Raw genomic sequence first — 17,057 nt, forward strand, 5'->3', positions numbered from 1 at the left:
CGTATGTTACCATTTTTTGAATATTATTTTTATACTGGAAATGATTTCAAATCCATCGCGATTTCTGTATTAGAAAATAACTTTCTTGCTTCTTTCAGCAATTCCTTATATGTATCTCCTTGATAACGAGAACTAATATGAGTCAATATTAATCGCTTTACATTTGCATTTAATGCAATACGCGCAGCTTGTTCTGTTGTTGAATGGAAATAGTCATGTGCTTGCTGTTCATCTTCTGCCGCAAAAGTCGCTTCATGAACAAGTACGTCAGCATCTTGCGCAAGCTCTCTACTCGCTTCGCAATATCGTGTATCGCCTAAAATTGTAATAACCCTTCCTTTTTGAGGCGGGCCGATAAAATCTTTTCCATTTAACACTGTGCCATTCTCTAATTCAACTACTTCACCATCTTTTAAACGTTTAAAAACTGGACCAGGTTTCACACCCATTCCCAGCAACTTATCCACTAAAAGAGCTCCCTGTATATCTTTCTCTACAATTCGATATCCGAAACATTCGATTCCGTGTGATAACCTTTTTGTTTCTACACAGAACTCATTATCCTCAAACACAATACCTTCTTCCGTAATCTCAACGATTTCAAGTGGATATTTAACATGTGTCGTACTTACTAATAATGCTACTTCAATAAATTGTTTAATTCCTTTTGGGCCGTACACTGTTAACGGCGTCGTTCCTCCTTGAAAAGAACGGCTCCCTAATAAACCAGGCAAACCAAAAATATGATCTCCATGTAAATGAGTAATAAATATTTTTTCAATGCGTCTTGGGCGTACAGATGTATGTAAAATTTGATGCTGAGTCGCTTCACCACAGTCAAATAGCCACGTTTGCCCTCGTTCTTCTAACAATTGTAAGGCGATTGCTGAAACGTTCCTTCCTTTTGAAGGAACACCTGCACCAGTTCCTAAAAATACAAATTCCACTTTCCTTCCTCCAGCTCTTTATATAATCTATCTTTCATCTTACGGAATGTTATTTCAAATGGCAAATTGAATTTACATAGACAATCATCTAGACAACTATATAACACGAATATTCAAATAAAAAACTTAACAATCGTTCGTGTTTTGTAGTAATATAACTATATCACATATAAAGGGAGCGTTTTATTATGAAAGAAGTATTTCGTTTACAAACTGATTTTTCATCTTCATTTGATCGCTGGGTAAGTTCTTTCGTTTCTGATCACCCAGCACAACTAGAGTGGACGACTTTAAAAGAATTAATTCATGAATATACAACATCACATACAAATGAGACGTTACCAACATATATTTCTTCAGCTTTAACATATTACGCACAACGCGTTTCAACAACAAATAGCTCAGAGATTGTTATTTTTGAAAATCCTACAATCTCATAATCTATAATAAAAAGCACTGTAATCAGTGCTTTTTATTTATATCCATACTCGTTTGCTCTCCTTGTTTTTCAACTTGGTACGGGGCTGAAAAAGGATTTGACCGCTTCTACACATGGCTAGATCCTCTCTTCCATCTAAAAAAGAAGGGTTTAAATCTCTAAAACTTTCTACATAAACTTATTTTTTAATTTTTGCTGAAACGACTTTTCTTGCTTACGTAATAGTTGACTACCTCGCTGTAAAAGAGCTGTTCCGTATTTATCATTAATTTGATTAATAACAGCAAGTAACGGCTCTTCTTTCGCATCTTCTTCAAACGAAAACAAATCTAACTGTTTCACCGATTCTGTCTTCCACTCTAATTCAGTAGCTGTAACACCTAACAGACGAACAGAATCACCATCCCAGTGTTGCTTCCATAAACGGGATGCCGCTTGAAAAATAACCCGTTCTTCCCATATTGCATTTTTCAATTGTTTACTCCGTGTTACTGTGCGGCGATCATGGTATTTAATCATAATTTGAATGTTATAACTAACGAGAGTTCGTTTTTGTAGCCTTTTGCTTACTGATTTCGATAATCTTTCTAACATATCAAGTAATTCTTTTTCTTCGTCCATATCCTTTGAGAAAGTCATCGAATTTCCAACGCTTTTATGTTGTCCCATTTGATTCGGGTCAACTTCCCTGTCATCCATACCTTTTGCACGTTTTTGTAAATCAACACCATGCTTTCCAATTTTAGCGCGAATGATATGCTCGTCTCCTTTTGCTAACTGTTCAATTGTATGTATATGAATGTCTTTTAATTTTTCAGCTGTTTTCTCTCCGATTCCATGCATCTCTGCAACTGATCGTGGCCAAATGATTTCTGGGATATCACGTTTTCGAAGTACTGTAATACCAAGAGGTTTTTTCATATCTGAAGCAGTCTTTGCTAGGAAAAGATTTGGAGCGATTCCAATGCTACATGGAAGCTGTAGCTCTGTTAGTAACGCTTGTTGAATCATCTTCGCTATTTCAGGAGGCGAACCGAGCGCATAGCAATCTGTAATATCTAAATACCCTTCATCTATAGAAACTGGTTGTATTTTTTCTGTAAAACGGGAAAGAATTTGAAACATTTGAAATGAAGCTTCTCGATATAATGTAAAATTAGGATGCCTCACAACTAATTGCGGACATAATCTCTTTGCTTCCCATAGAGGCATCGTCGTACGTATTCCATTTTCTCTCGCCTCATAACTACATGTTATGATAATCCCTTTTCTCTCTTTTTCATTCCCCGCAATCGCTAATGGCTTTCCTTGTAATGATGGGTCATGAGCAATTTCAACAGATGCGAAAAAACAATTCATATCTACATGTAAAATAACACGTCCATTTTTCGGATACATTTCTCGCATACTACTCACCCCTCAAAGAACATTTGTTCCTTCATTATATCAAATTTCTTTAAAAGTTATACTAATTATTGGCTTTTCTCTATCTATTTTTTGCTATACTGTACGTAACAAATGGATATTATTGTAAAGGAGATGAATCGTTATGAAACAACATAATAAACTCAATTATGTATTTATTATTATTATAGTAATCCTTGCGATTAATTATTTGTTACTTCCCCTTTTTAACATTAACATTTACGCTTTAGGAATCTTCTCTCATTTCATACGTTTTACAACAACTTATGTACTTCCATGGGTCTTCTTATATTGGCTTATCCGCCTTGTGAAAGCACTTGAATCAAAATAAAAAAAGACGTGTAAACCATAATTGGTTCACACGTCTTTTTTACTTTATTACTTACTTCGCTACTTCTTCGATAATAGCTACAACTAATTCTGCTGTTTTCGCTAATTCTTCAACAGGAATTTTTTCATTTGTTGTATGAATTTCTTCATAACCAACTGCTAAGTTAACTGTTGGGATACCATGTCCTGCGATTACGTTCGCATCACTTCCGCCACCACTTTGGTGAAGAGAAGGCGTACGACCGATGTTTTCAGCTGCACGTTTCGCAACTTCTACAACGTGATCGCCAGCAGCAAACTTAAATCCTGGATACATAACGTTTACTTCAACGTCTGCATGACCACCCATTTCTTTTGCAGTTGTTTCAAATGCTTCTTTCATTTTTGCAACTTGCACTTCCATTTTCTCATTTATTAAAGAGCGAGCTTCTGCAAAGATTTGAACATGATCGCAAACGATATTTGTTTGTGTACCACCTTCAAAACGTCCAATATTTGCAGTTGTTTCAGAATCGATACGACCAAGTGGCATCTTTGCGATTGCTTTTGCTGCGATAGTAATTGCAGATATACCTTTTTCTGGTGCTACGCCAGCGTGAGCTGTTTTCCCACGAATAATCGCATTCACTTTCGCTTGTGTTGGCGCTGCAACTACAATTTCACCAACTTTTCCATCACTATCTAATGCATAACCATATTTTGCTGTAATACGCTCACGGTCTAACGCTTTTGCACCAATAAGACCAGATTCTTCTCCAACTGTAATAATAAATTCAATTTTACCATGAGGAATGTTTTTCTCTTTTAAGACACGAATCGCTTCAAACATAGATGCTAATCCAGCTTTGTCATCGGCTCCTAAAATTGTAGTACCATCTGATACGATATATCCATCTTTAATAGAAGGCTTAATTCCATTACCAGGAACTACTGTATCCATATGAGAAGTGAAATAAATTGTATCAACACCGTCTTTTGTTGCTGGTAAAGTACAAATTAAGTTACCTGCACCATGACCAGTCACACCCATCGTGTCATCCTCAAATACTTCTACACCTAAAGCAGTAAATTTCTCTGTTAACACTTTGCAAATTTCTGCTTCAAATTTTGTTTCAGAATCTACTTGTACTAACTCCATAAATTCATTTACTAAACGTTCTTGATTAATCATAAGACTGCGCCTCCTGCACTACCATTATGTATGTAACAACATTAATTATAACAGAATTTCGCAAAAGTTTCGAAATACAAGACAAAAAACAGATGGTTAACACATCTAGATACCCATCTGCCTTCTATTACTCGTTTAACAATACCCAGCGCATATGATCTTCCCAGATGCCATTTACCATTAGCATTTTTCGAGATACACCTTCATATTGAAATCCTATCTTCGTCACTACTTGTATAGATGCTAAATTTCGTGGCATAACTGGTGCTTCTATACGATGTAAATGAAATTCTTCAAATGTAACTTGAATTGCTTTTCTAAGCGCTTCTGTTGTGTAACCTTTATTCAATTCTTCCTTATCTAATTTATAGCCAAGTACACAAGATTGATAAATTCCGCGAACAATTAGATTAAATGAAATACATCCAATAATTTTTGTATCATCACCCTTTTTAAAAATCCAAAGCCTGATTATCTTACCTTCCGCGAACTCTTTTCTATCCTTTTGTAACTTTTTCTTTTGATAATCTAACGTGAAAAAACCCTCCGGTCTATACTCTTCCCACGCTTTTAAAAATTCACGATTTTTGTCGTAATATTGAAGAACTTTTTCCGCATACGACTCATCAATTTCTCTTAAATGTAAACGATCTGTTTCGTATATTTTCATCATCGTATCTCCATTCTTCATGCTTGCATAACAAAAAACTAGTACTCTACCTTTTAATATATTCTCTACACACGCACAAATTTCCTGTTCTACTTTACACACACTTCTCGAAATTTGTCATTTCTCTCCCCTTGTCCACAAATCCATTTCTAGTTACAATAAATTTGTACTGATTTGCAAGGAGGTTTAACGATGCATAAAAAAGCTCAAAAAATTATGGTTTATATAATGCTAATTTCTATGCTTGTAACAACATTACTTACTGGCGCAAGTATGTTTTGGTAAAAAGGACGATTCACTCGTCCTTTTTTTACTGCTTACACATACAAAATAGACCATCTCGAAATCGAGATAGTCTATCTTGTATTAAACATTTATTATTTTATATATATTACAATTGCTACAATGCTAAAGGAAAAGGCCATTACAAGTGCTATTACAAAACTTGTATATTGTTTCTGCTGAAATGCCCCAATAACAAAAGTAAGATTGAGTAATGCCATAAATACAATCGCTACAACGTAAGAGCATATATTAAAAGTTGCCAATATGAATGTAATAACAAATAGAAAACCAACACAAAACTGCATGTAAGAAATTTTTGGATTTAAATACATATGAGCAACCCCTTTACTCAATTATCTTTATATATTCTCATTAACGCATGGTTATGTACACATGTCAAGACAACTTATAGAAAAGAAAAAAGCCAACCGTTTCGTTGACTTTTCCAAATGCTATGGCCCCTTTTTCCTTTGCCAATTGCTGAAATGATTTTTTCGATTTCACAATCGATACTTTCGTTCCAAGTGGAATACGATCAAACAAATATTCCACATCATGTTTCTTCATTCTTATACACCCTTGCGAAATATATTTTCCAATTGAACTAGGCTGGTTTGTCCCGTGTATCCCATACTTACTTCCATCCGTTCCTCTTGCATTAAATCCCATCCACCTCGATCCAAGTGGATTTTTTGGAGAGCCCCCAGGAATATCCTTCGCAATATAATATGGATCCTTCGCCTTCAATACAATGTCAAAGGTTCCTTCTGGGGTTAATTCATTTGTTTTCCCTGTCGCTACTGGAAAAACCTTTTGGATCTTTCCATCATCAATGTAAGCTAGTTTATTCGTTGCTTTATTTACAATTATAAAAGGATCTCCAGCACGTGGGTTATCACCAAGAGGCCAGATTGGTGATAAAGAAAGACATAATAATAAAGAAAGAAGATACGGCATACATAATTCCTACCTTCTAAATAAGTTCTTTTATATTATCCTTTCCCTTAAAACGACTTTTAATGAGTAAATATTGCTCCATTTCATACACAAGTTGAACAAGTTTCGCACGTATCTCAAATTCTTCTCGCGAGACTGGTAAAGGCATTTCTCTAAATACTTCTCGCATTTCTTGAAGTTGTCTTAACGAAATGACCCCTGTACTTTCAGGACGAATAGAATTCCCTATATTTTCAATTACGTCTGCAATCATATCCGCTTGTTCATACGTCCAAGATAGTGATGCAGCTAATGGTATCATTCGCTCCAAAATTTCAAATTGTTGCATACGCATATCAAAATACCGATAATAATAGTCATCTTCACGCATAAATTCATTCTCAAGTTTTTTAAATGATAAATCTTTTGCTTCTTTCAGCATCATTTCTGTTTCAATTAATTCGGCCCCACTCCAATTACTATCTCGATTTCGTAAATAAACGACCATTTCAAACAAAATCGTTCTGAAATGGTCTTCTATTTTCCCTTGATACTCTTTCAGTTTATTCTCACTGCTTGGCATGTACATGTTTACTAATAAAGCGACACTAATTCCAATCGTTAATATAGCAATTTCATTACCAACTATAGACCATGTAATTTGCTTTAATGAATACAGATGCATAACGATAACCGAACTCGTGACAATGCCTTCTTGAATTTTGCACATAACTGCAGTCGGAATAAAGGTAAGCAGTAATACGCTAATCGCAAGTGGTGTATAACCAATCGTTTCAAAAATACAAAACGCAAATACCATCGATAATACACAAGCTAAAAAACGGTGCAACGATACTTGAACGGATTTTCGTTTCGTATTTTGCACGCATAAAATGACTAAAATACCAGCTGAACTATAAAATTCTAATCCTAATAACTGAGCAATAAAAACTGCCGCTCCCGTTCCAAGCGCTGTTTTCACCGTTCTATATCCAATTTTAAACATATCATTACTCCTATATGTATAAATGTATTTAAAAATAGTATAAAAAAAGGATGACGCAATGTCATCCTTTTCTACCTATTATTCACGTACCCTTCACATATTACAATATCTTTTGCAAAAATTCTTTTGCACGGTCACTTTTTGGTGCTGTAAAAAACTCTTCCGGATTACTATCTTCTACGAGCTTTCCACCATCTAAAAAGAGAACACGGTCTGCTACTTCTTTTGCAAATCCCATTTCATGTGTAACGATTGCCATCGTCATTCCTGTCGTAACTAATGATTTCATAACTTCTAACACTTCTTTCACCATTTCTGGATCTAACGCAGAGGTCGGTTCATCAAACAACATAACTTCCGGTTCCATCGCTAACGCTCTTGCAATTGCTACACGCTGCTTTTGTCCACCTGAAAGGCGATTTGGATATGCATCTTTCTTATCTAATAACCCCACTTTTTCTAGAAGTTTCTCAGCTTTTTTTTCAGCCTCTTGCTTCGTTACTCCTTTTACATTGATAGGAGCATACGTAATATTTTCTAATACAGTCATATGAGGGAATAAGTGAAAATGTTGAAATACCATTCCGACATTTTCACGAACGTGCATAATATTTGTCTTCGGATTCGTTACTTCTTCCGTTCCAATCCAAATGTGACCAGCTGTCGCTGCTTCTAGTACATTCATACAGCGTAAAAATGTTGACTTTCCAGATCCAGACGGTCCGATAATTGCAACAACTTCTCCTTTTTCAATCGTTGTTGTAATTCCTTTTAATACTTCATTTTTTCCAAATGATTTATGAAGGTTGTCAATTTTAATCACTTTTCTTCATTCTCCCTTCAATTGCCTTCCCGATTAATGTAAGAATAATTACTAATATATAATAAATAAGTCCAACAAACAGTAATGGCTCAAGATATTTAAATGTTTCACCGCCTACAATATAAGCACGGCGCATTAAATCAGTCGCTCCTATTACAGTTACTACAGCCGACTCTTTCGTAAGTGTCGCAAACTCATTCACAAGCGCTGGTAATATATTTTTTAAAGCTTGAGGAAAAATAATATTTCTCATCATTTTACTGTACGGAATACCTAAAGCCATTGCTGCTTCTGTTTGCCCTTTATCGACTGCTTGAATGCCCGCACGAATCACTTCTGACATATATGCACCTGAGTTTAAGCTAAATGCAAGTACAGCTGCTAAAAAGGCTGGTATCTCATATCCAATCATTTGCGGAACACCGAAATAAATAATCATTAATTGCAATACAAGCGGTGTGCCACGAAATATTGACGTATAAATATCTGCTGCAATATTTAATACTCGTATTCTAGCAATTTTGCAAAGCGCTAATAGCGTTCCTAAAATAAATCCTACCACAGCTGATGCAGCTACAATTTTCAATGTAACTTCTAATCCCTTTAATATATATGGTATTGAAGGCGTAATTGCCGAAAAATCTAGATTCATCCTTTTCATTCCCCTCACAGAAAAGTGAAAGGCAGCTTATTTTCCGCTGCCAAACCATTTCTTCACTAATTTATCCATTTCTCCATTTTCTTGCATTTTCTTAATTACTTTATTAAATTCTTCTGTTTTATCACTGTTTTTCGGAAGAGCAATTGCTGCACCTACTTCTTCTGGTGCTTCTTGAATTTCAATTCCTTGTAGTTCTTTCATTTTTTCTAAATAATTTTTTGCAACTGTGTCTTCTATAATTGCAGCGTCAAAACGACCAGCTTTAATTTCTTGTACGATTTCTGGTATACGGTCACGTCCCTCAGTTTTGAAATCGACTTGTTTTTTAAATTCTTCTGCTTTTTCTTCTTGGATTGATCCTGTTTGTACTCCTACTTTTTTACCTTTTAAATCTTCTAATGATTTAATATTAGAGCCCTTTTTTGAAACAATCATATTTTTAGCAACAAAATAAATATCTGTGAAATCAGCATTATTTTTACGCTCTGCAGTTGGCGTCATACCTGCCATAACGAAATCAACTTTTCCTGAGCTAAGAGATGCTAATAATCCTCCAAAATCCATATCTTTCACTTTCACTTCATACCCAAGTTCTTTTCCGATATATTTTGCAATATCAACATCAAAGCCGATAATTTCATCACTTTTTGAAGCTTCCACGTATTCATACGGTTTATAGTCTGCTGAAGTCCCCATAACGAGTACTTTTTTATTCTCACTCTTCGTCTTTTCTTCCCCATTACTACAAGCACTGAACATACTTACAATTAAAATAAGTGCAAATGATATTGATAATAACTTCTTCATCTTTCTTCCCCCTAATGATGTATATTTAAAAGTTAAATAGAATATTTATTCGATGTTTGTATTGTATCAACACTTTCATTTTTATGCAACATTTAAAATAAAAATAAACACAAAAACATTATTAAGTTCGTTTCCGTTGCATAAAATCATGTATAAAATAACACATCTATGCATGTCCAATCATTATAAAAAATAAATAAAAAAGCGGTACGTCCACTTGTTCCTGAACGTACCGCTTTTTCTCTTCCTTATAGTTCTTCGCAATTATCTTCGAAGTAAGATTGTAGTTTTGCAATTACTTGCATTGGTTCATGACCTTCAATTTCATGACGTTCTACCATCGTTACAATTTTTCCATCTTTCAATAAAGCAAATGATGGAGATGAAGGTGGATATCCTTCAAAATATTCACGAGCTCTTGCTGTTGCTTCTTTATCTTGACCCGCAAATACCGTTACAAGGTGGTTAGGGCGTTTATCATAATGTACGGAATGTGCAGCAGCAGGGCGAGCAATACCGCCTGCACAGCCACATACAGAGTTTACCATTACAAGTGTTGTACCATTTCTTTTAAATGCTTCTTCGACTGCTTCTGGTGTCGTCAATTCTGTATATCCCGCAGAAACGATCTCTTCACGCGCTTGACGGACAACATCATTCATAAAAAAGTTAAAGTTAATCAATCTTTTCCCTCCTCTAATTCTACCTATTTGTATCTTACCAGTTAATGTTTAGAGAATACAAGTAAGTTTACTTGTATTTGAGCGTAGAAAAGGTGTTAGAGCTCTTGCTCTAACACCTTTTCTTAATGACCTCGATGTTTTTGCTTTGCCTTTTGTACTTTTATTAAACGTCTTCTTTGCTTTTCAGCTTCTCGTTTCTCTTTAGATTGCACTCGCTTTTCTTGTTTATGCAACTCGTAAGATAAACTAATTGCCTCTTGCGCTTTTGTATAACGTTTTTCATTTACTTCTTTGGCCGATTGCCGTATGATACGCTTACTATTTTTCGGGCGCTGTTTTTCTTTAATCTCCACACCAAATCTTGCAAAGTGCTGGAAATACGCTAACATTGGACCATTTACAAATATAAGTACTTCTTCATCTGATGGTTCCGTCCCAAAAATATACTTTGCTCCAAACAACTTCCCTTTTTCTTTGCGAGTAATAATTCCCACAAAAAATTGACCATCATGATATACTGTCAACTCCATTGACAGCCCCTCCTTAAAAAAATTAGAAATACTGGACATCCCGGAGGGGAAGGTTACTGACATAAAATCATGCGTCTGGACTACCAACCAGATCTGTGTTTTTGTATTTCTTCCACTACTATTATATCTTTTTTTCCATAATTTTCATATATTCCACAATCATTTTTTTATGCGATCCTACAATATAATCAGGTAGCTCTGTTACCGGGAAGAATTTAAGCTGAACCGCTTCTTCTTTATTCATAACAAACTTCCCTTCGTATTCATCGGTATAATAGGCTGTCGTTACGGATTGAAACTCATCACCGTTTGTTAATTTTGTAAAGTAGTTCGCTCCAGAAAATACATTGATTAATCGGAGGTTCTTTACTTCTATTCCTGTCTCTTCATATACTTCACGGTAAGCTGTTTCTTCTGGTGATTCACCAAGCTCCATTAGCCCGCCAGGCAACCCCCATTTTCCGTACGGCTCTGTTCGCTGTTGTAATAAAACATAACCATTTTCATTTATAACGAGTACAACAGCACCAACTAAAATTAAAGGGCGATGACCAACTACTTTTCGTAACTCCTCTACATATCCCATGGAAACACCTCCCATTTTTCCGTTGTTCACACTATTGTATCATATGTATGAAACGACAAAATGCGTATATTTTTCATTTTTTTAACAAAACATTTATTTTATGCGCTTCATCAACTGTAGCTAACATAATGGATTCGATTTCTGCACTCTTCTCTAAACACTCTTTCGCCCACTCTTCTGTTTTTCCTAATAAAGCGAGAACATCTTGCTGAATTCTTCCATCTTTCACTAATATAAAAGCAACTGGATATTTTTTCCCCGCCACTTTAAGATCAAGCCGAGAAACTGCTTCATATTCTGGATACTGAAATATAGAAACAACACCACTCGCTTCCCACAATGCTAATTTAATCGTTTTAATATCGCTCACATTTTGTACGCGAAGTTCCGAAAATAAATACTCCACCGTAATTCTCGCTTTTTTTAAGTTACTAAAATCAATGGAACCATTATGTATAAGAATAATAGGTGCAGGCTCTAAAAAACGTCTCCACCTATCCCATTTCAACATTAAAACAGAGCTTATTATATGAAGTACAACGAGTATGAACGTTGTAATCATCGAACCGAGTAATCCAACCTTTTCATCTGATAATGCGTTAGAAATATTCCCCCCTAATAATAACACTAGTACAACGTCTAAAAATCTTAGTTGCGCAATAGACCTTTGCCCCATCGCTTTCGCAACAAGAATTAAAAATATATAAGCTATAATCGCTCGGATAACCCATTCGCCATTAGAAAGATGCCGTGCTCCTTCAAAAATATGCATAACTTTGCACTCCTTAAACGTCGCAAACTACAATTCTGTCTTAGTTTGCAACGTTTAAGGGCATATATGTAAAAAAGCTGATTCGTTTAAAAACGAGTCAGCTTTTTTTTACTTAACTGAAAACATATATTTTTTATACGTTTTCCGTACCGATAATATGAGCCCCATCATAATCATATTCGAGAATAAGGAACTTCCCCCATATGATAAGAAAGGTAACGCGATACCTTTTACAGGCATTAATCCAACGATCATACCAATATTTTGGAATATTTGAACCGTTAGTATTCCTATTGATCCAGCACATAATAATGTACCAAATAAATTATCAGCAGAATAACCGATAATAATTGTTCGATAAAGTAGTAACAGGAACAAGAACACAACTAGTGCTGCTACTATAAATCCGCCTTCTTCAGCAATTGTAGCGAAAATAAAGTCCGTGTGTTTCTCCGGAATATAGACGCTCCCTTCACCGTACCCTTTACCTTCCATACCTCCACTACCTACAGCTAAAATCGATTGCTGCGTTTGATAGCCTTCATTTGCATTTTCAAATGGATCTAGCCAACCTATAATACGTGATTGTTGGTGAGGTTTTAACAGAGTAACTAATTTATTAAAGAAGAAATCTGGATATTTTACAAATATAAATATTAATGTAGACAATATGGTCACCGGAATGACTGTACATATCGCAATTAATTTCTTTTGAATTCCTGACATAAATAAAATACATGCGATAGCTGCTGCATATAAGAACACCATTCCTGTGTCTGGTTGGCTATATACAACGGCCATAGGTGGAAGAGATACTAACATAATTTTCCCGACTAATTTCAAATCAGTTTGGAATGTCCGGGCCATATACTGAGCATTATGTTTCACCGCTAAACTGGCTATTATGAGAAGCAATGAAATTTTGAAAAACTCCGATGGCTGAATTTGTCCAGCTACTGGAAAAACAAACCATCTTTTTGCACCTAATTTTTCAGGTGTAAAACTGGAAACCGGTAGTATTTTCAAAAGAATAAGTGAACCAAACCCAGCGATATAAAGTGGCCAAGACAATTTTTGCCATTGATCTAAGTCGATGCTTGCAACAAGAAGTAACAATACAACCCCAATTATGTAGTTAACTCCCTGCTTCATAGCAAAGTTTGCATCTCCATACTGTCCGGTTTGCTGACTGCTATATATAGCAGCTATACTCGTAACACATAGTGCACACAAAATTAAAATTAATTTTACATCTAAACTTTTTAGAAACTCGGTACTTCTTTTCATGACATCCTCCTGAAACATTGTTACAGCAAAATAAAAAACCAGGAGTCAACATTCTTCATGTTTTGACGACTGATTACACATTATCTATAAAACACTTATATAGAATAACTCTCTTTTTCATACAATACAATATATTATACTACAGTTTCATCAGTAAGATTTGCCAAAAAATTATTCTTTTTTTATTTTATATCTATATACCATATATCAGCAATGTATTTTCGCAAATTCCTAATACATGATCATTCATTGTAAGATTACTGGGAAAGGTTTGTACATATAGTAGGATACAAATGAAGAAATGAAATGATAAAAAGCTCGCAAACGCGAGCTTTTTATTAATATACAGATGTATTGTTCTCTGACGTATTTTCTAAAATTTCTTTTACACGTCCTAAGAATTTACCACAAATTAAACCATCAAGTACACGGTGATCAAGTGATAAACATAAGTTAACCATGTCACGAGCACCGAACATACCATTATCCATAATTACTGGGCGTTTTACAATTGATTCAACTTGTAAAATAGCCGCTTGTGGGTAATTAATAATACCCATAGATTGAACAGAACCGAATGATCCTGTGTTATTAATTGTAAATGTTCCGCCTTGCATTTCATCAGCTTTTAATGATTTCGTGCGTACTTTTCCTGCAAGTTCTGTAATTTCGCGAGCGATACCTTTAATTGTTTTCTCGTCCGCGTGCTTAATTACTGGTACAAATAGTTCTTCCTCTGTTGCAACAGCGATAGAAAGGTTAATGTCTTTCTTCTGAACGATTTTATCGCCAGCCCACATTGAGTTAATTTGAGGATATTCTTTTAGCGCTTGTGCTACTGCTTTTACGAAGAAAGCAAAGAACGTTAAGTTAAAGCCTTCACGCTTTTTGAAATCGCCTTTAATTGAGTTACGGTATGATACAAGGTTTGTCACATCTACTTCAATCATCATCCAAGCATGAGGTGCCTCGTGTTTACTGCGTAACATATTTGCTGCAATTGCTTTACGCACACCTGTTACCGGAATCTCGATATCTCCAGGCATTGTCGGCACAGAAACTGGTTTTGCAGCTTCTACTTTTTGCGCTACCGGTGCTACTGCCACTGATTTTGGTGCTTCTGGGCGCTCTGCTACTGCAACAACTGCCTCTTTCTTCGCACCTGCTTGCGGAATATTTCCAGATTCCACTAGCTTTAAAATATCTTTACGAGTAATACGGCCATTTGCCCCCGTACCTTCTACTAAATCTAAATCAACGTTATGCTCACCCGCAAGTTTTAACACAGCTGGTGAAAAACGTGGTTTTCCATCAGTTGGTTGTTTTGCTTTCGGTGCTTTTTCAGGCGTAGTTACTTCTGCCTTTGGTTCTTCTTTCGTTTTTTCCTCTACAGTTGTTGCTGCTACTTCATCTGCGCCTTCTACTTGAATGACACAAACAACTTCACCTACAGCTAACGTTTCACCTTCGCCAGCTATTAACTCTTTCACAATACCAGTGAAAGAAGATGGTACTTCGGCATTTACTTTATCAGTCATTACTTCTGCAAGTGGATCATACTTGTTTACGTGATCGCCAACATTAACGAGCCATTTACTAATTGTACCCTCTGTAACGCTCTCCCCGAGCTGAGGCATTGTGATATTTTCTACAGCCATGTATAGTCCCCCCGATTAAAATTCCGCAAGTTCACGCATTGCTTTTTCAACTTTATCTGGATTTACCATAAAGAATTTTTCCATTGTTGGTGCATATGGCATTGCCGGAACGTCTGGGCCTGCAAGACGTGCGATTGGCGCATCTAAATCAAACAGACAATTTTCAGCAATAATTGCTGCCACTTCACTTATGATACTTCCTTCTTTATTGTCTTCTGTTACAAGAAGAACTTTACCTGTTTTAGAAGCTGCTTCAATAATCGCTTCTTTATCTAACGGATACACAGTACGTAAATCAAGAATGTGTGCAGAAATGCCATCTTGTGCTAATTTCTCAGCTGCTTGAAGAGCAAAGTGAACACATAATCCGTAAGTAATAACAGTAATATCATCACCTTCACGTTTTACATCTGCTTTTCCGATTGGTAATACGTAATCATCTTCTGGCACTTCACCTTTAATTAAGCGATATGCACGTTTATGTTCTAAGAATAATACTGGATCTTCATCACGAATTGCTGCTTTTAATAAGCCTTTTGCATCATATGGTGTAGAAGGGATAACAATTTTTAAACCTGGTTGGTTTGCAAACATCGCTTCTACAGATTGTGAATGATACAATGCACCGTGAACACCCCCGCCAAATGGCGCACGAATTGTAACTGGACAAGTCCAATCGTTGTTAGAACGATAACGAATTTTTGCTGCCTCAGAAACAATTTGGTTTACTGCTGGCATGATGAAATCAGCAAACTGCATTTCAGCGATTGGGCGCATACCATACATTGCCGCACCAATTGCTACCCCAGCAATTGCAGATTCTGCAAGCGGTGCATCAAGTGCACGATCTTCACCAAATTGATCATATAAACCGTGTGTCGCTTTAAACACGCCACCTTTTTTACCAACATCTTCTCCTAAAACGAATACTTTCTCATCGCGTTCCATTTCTTCGCGCATTGCTAATGTAATAGCATCAATATAAGACATTACAGCCATGAAACGTTCCCCCCTATTCTGCGTATACGTGCTTCAATGCATCTTCAGGTGCTGCATACGGAGCATTTTCTGCATATTCTGTTGCTTCATTTACGATATGCATAATTTCATCTAACATTTGTTTTTCAAATTCCTCAGTTAACACGCCAACTTCTTTTAAATAAGCTGCAAATGTTATAATTGAATCTTTTTTCTTCGCTTCTTCTACTTCTTCTTTATCACGGTAAACACGATCATCGTCGTCACTAGAATGTGCTGTTAAACGATATGATACTGTTTCAATTAAAGTTGGGCCTTCACCACGACGACCGCGGTCTGCTGCTTCTTTAACAGCTTTATATACTGCAAGCGGATCGTTTCCGTCTATTGTATACCCAGGCATACCGTAACCAATTGCACGATCTGATACGTTTTTACATGCTAATTGTTTTTCAACCGGAATAGAGATTGCATATTTATTATTTTCACACATGAAAATAACAGGTAGTTTGTGTACACCAGCAAAGTTTGCACCTTCATGGAAATCACCTTGGTTTGAAGAGCCTTCTCCGAATGTAACGAACGTTACTAAATCTTTCTTCTCCATTTTTCCAGCTAGTGCAATACCAACTGCATGTGGTACTTGTGTTGTTACTGGAGATGAACCTGTCACAATACGATTTTTCTTTTGACCGAAGTGACCAGGCATTTGACGACCACCAGAGTTTGGATCTCCAGCTTTCGCGAAAGCAGATAACATAAGTTCTTTTGCTGTCATACCAAACGCTAATACAACACCCATATCACGGTAGTATGGTAATGCATAATCTTTCTCTCTATCAAGAGCGAACGCTGCTCCAACTTGCGCAGCCTCTTGTCCTTGACAAGAAATTACGAATGGAATTTTACCTGCACGGTTTAATAACCACATACGTTCGTCGATTTTACGTGCAAGTAACATCGTACGGAACATTTCTAATACTTGCTCATCACTTAAACCAAACTCTTCATGGCGCTTTTCTTTTACTTCTGCCATTTTTCATAACCTCCTAAATCCACATTT

Annotated in this window: 21 protein-coding genes; 3 read left to right on the plus strand and 18 right to left on the minus strand. The window is 36.0% G+C overall.

Going from position 1 to position 17,057, the window contains the following annotated elements; genetic code table 11:
* Positions 1-29: 29 nt before the first annotated feature.
* Positions 30-947 (minus strand): ribonuclease Z, encoded by a 918-nt coding sequence (rnz, locus tag V7038_RS05090; RefSeq protein WP_002111701.1) that lies wholly within the window; start codon positions 945-947, stop codon positions 30-32.
* A 188-nt stretch (positions 948-1,135) separates the two neighbouring features.
* Here rnz and V7038_RS05095 point away from each other — a divergent pair, with 188 nt between their 5' ends.
* Positions 1,136-1,387 (plus strand): DUF3932 family protein, encoded by a 252-nt coding sequence (locus tag V7038_RS05095; protein ID WP_002111702.1) that lies wholly within the window; start codon positions 1,136-1,138, stop codon positions 1,385-1,387.
* 167 nt (positions 1,388-1,554) lie between these two features.
* Here V7038_RS05095 and V7038_RS05100 read toward each other — a convergent pair whose 3' ends face one another.
* Positions 1,555-2,793, minus strand: coding sequence for a DNA polymerase IV (locus V7038_RS05100; RefSeq protein ID WP_002111703.1), 1,239 nt, complete (start codon positions 2,791-2,793; stop codon positions 1,555-1,557).
* Between the two features lie 142 nt (positions 2,794-2,935).
* On the opposite strand from V7038_RS05100, the gene V7038_RS05105 reads away from it, so the two are divergent.
* On the plus strand, positions 2,936-3,142 hold the full coding sequence (locus V7038_RS05105; protein WP_002111704.1) for a hypothetical protein: 207 nt from the start codon (positions 2,936-2,938) through the stop codon (positions 3,140-3,142).
* Between the two features lie 51 nt (positions 3,143-3,193).
* Here the strand turns inward: V7038_RS05105 and V7038_RS05110 are convergent, their stop codons facing one another.
* Entirely contained in the window at positions 3,194-4,312 is a 1,119-nt protein-coding gene (locus V7038_RS05110) for a tripeptidase T (protein ID WP_335469375.1), read from the minus strand.
* Between the two features lie 127 nt (positions 4,313-4,439).
* Complete coding sequence (locus V7038_RS05115) at positions 4,440-4,985, minus strand: GNAT family N-acetyltransferase (RefSeq protein ID WP_033711020.1); 546 nt, start codon at positions 4,983-4,985, stop codon at positions 4,440-4,442.
* 189 nt (positions 4,986-5,174) lie between these two features.
* Here V7038_RS05115 and prli42 point away from each other — a divergent pair, with 189 nt between their 5' ends.
* Positions 5,175-5,267, plus strand: coding sequence for a stressosome-associated protein Prli42 (gene prli42, locus V7038_RS05120; protein WP_000549036.1), 93 nt, complete (start codon positions 5,175-5,177; stop codon positions 5,265-5,267).
* Between the two features lie 92 nt (positions 5,268-5,359).
* Here the strand turns inward: prli42 and V7038_RS05125 are convergent, their stop codons facing one another.
* The 14 genes from V7038_RS05125 to bfmBAA form a co-directional block, all read right to left on the minus strand.
* Positions 5,360-5,599 carry a DUF3894 domain-containing protein gene (locus V7038_RS05125; RefSeq protein WP_002088543.1) on the minus strand — a complete coding sequence of 80 codons (240 nt, stop codon included), beginning with the start codon at positions 5,597-5,599 and terminating at the stop codon, positions 5,360-5,362.
* Between the two features lie 64 nt (positions 5,600-5,663).
* Positions 5,664-6,224 carry a L,D-transpeptidase gene (locus V7038_RS05130; RefSeq protein ID WP_016106120.1) on the minus strand — a complete coding sequence of 187 codons (561 nt, stop codon included), beginning with the start codon at positions 6,222-6,224 and terminating at the stop codon, positions 5,664-5,666.
* Positions 6,225-6,240: 16 nt separating this feature from the next.
* Complete coding sequence (locus tag V7038_RS05135) at positions 6,241-7,209, minus strand: aromatic acid exporter family protein (protein ID WP_002111713.1); 969 nt, start codon at positions 7,207-7,209, stop codon at positions 6,241-6,243.
* A gap of 100 nt (positions 7,210-7,309) precedes the next feature.
* Positions 7,310-8,032: an amino acid ABC transporter ATP-binding protein gene (locus tag V7038_RS05140; RefSeq protein ID WP_002111715.1), complete on the minus strand. Its 723-nt coding sequence runs from the start codon at positions 8,030-8,032 to the stop codon at positions 7,310-7,312.
* Complete coding sequence (locus V7038_RS05145) at positions 8,025-8,684, minus strand: amino acid ABC transporter permease (RefSeq protein ID WP_002111716.1); 660 nt, start codon at positions 8,682-8,684, stop codon at positions 8,025-8,027. The genes V7038_RS05140 and V7038_RS05145 overlap by 8 nt, the downstream gene beginning before the upstream one ends.
* A gap of 36 nt (positions 8,685-8,720) precedes the next feature.
* On the minus strand, positions 8,721-9,500 hold the full coding sequence (locus V7038_RS05150; RefSeq protein ID WP_002111717.1) for a transporter substrate-binding domain-containing protein: 780 nt from the start codon (positions 9,498-9,500) through the stop codon (positions 8,721-8,723).
* A 248-nt stretch (positions 9,501-9,748) separates the two neighbouring features.
* On the minus strand, positions 9,749-10,162 hold the full coding sequence (locus tag V7038_RS05155; RefSeq protein ID WP_002015097.1) for a BrxA/BrxB family bacilliredoxin: 414 nt from the start codon (positions 10,160-10,162) through the stop codon (positions 9,749-9,751).
* A gap of 143 nt (positions 10,163-10,305) precedes the next feature.
* Positions 10,306-10,713 (minus strand): YjdF family protein, encoded by a 408-nt coding sequence (locus tag V7038_RS05160; protein WP_199692605.1) that lies wholly within the window; start codon positions 10,711-10,713, stop codon positions 10,306-10,308.
* A 121-nt stretch (positions 10,714-10,834) separates the two neighbouring features.
* Positions 10,835-11,299, minus strand: coding sequence for an NUDIX hydrolase (locus tag V7038_RS05165; protein ID WP_335469378.1), 465 nt, complete (start codon positions 11,297-11,299; stop codon positions 10,835-10,837).
* 73 nt (positions 11,300-11,372) lie between these two features.
* A complete protein-coding gene (locus V7038_RS05170) occupies positions 11,373-12,071 on the minus strand; it encodes a DUF421 domain-containing protein (RefSeq protein ID WP_199692607.1) in 699 nt (232 codons plus the stop codon).
* A 108-nt stretch (positions 12,072-12,179) separates the two neighbouring features.
* On the minus strand, positions 12,180-13,358 hold the full coding sequence (locus V7038_RS05175) for an FtsW/RodA/SpoVE family cell cycle protein (RefSeq protein WP_002111722.1): 1,179 nt from the start codon (positions 13,356-13,358) through the stop codon (positions 12,180-12,182).
* Positions 13,359-13,696: 338 nt separating this feature from the next.
* Complete coding sequence (locus V7038_RS05180) at positions 13,697-15,016, minus strand: dihydrolipoamide acetyltransferase family protein (protein ID WP_002111724.1); 1,320 nt, start codon at positions 15,014-15,016, stop codon at positions 13,697-13,699.
* Between the two features lie 15 nt (positions 15,017-15,031).
* Complete coding sequence (gene bfmBAB / locus V7038_RS05185; protein ID WP_335469380.1) at positions 15,032-16,015, minus strand: 3-methyl-2-oxobutanoate dehydrogenase subunit beta; 984 nt, start codon at positions 16,013-16,015, stop codon at positions 15,032-15,034.
* Positions 16,016-16,028: 13 nt separating this feature from the next.
* Entirely contained in the window at positions 16,029-17,030 is a 1,002-nt protein-coding gene (bfmBAA, locus tag V7038_RS05190; protein WP_002111726.1) for a 3-methyl-2-oxobutanoate dehydrogenase subunit alpha, read from the minus strand.
* Positions 17,031-17,057 lie beyond the last annotated feature (27 nt).

Source organism: Bacillus sp. JJ783, from assembly GCF_036963225.1.
Taxonomy (GTDB): domain Bacteria; phylum Bacillota; class Bacilli; order Bacillales; family Bacillaceae_G; genus Bacillus_A; species Bacillus_A cereus_U.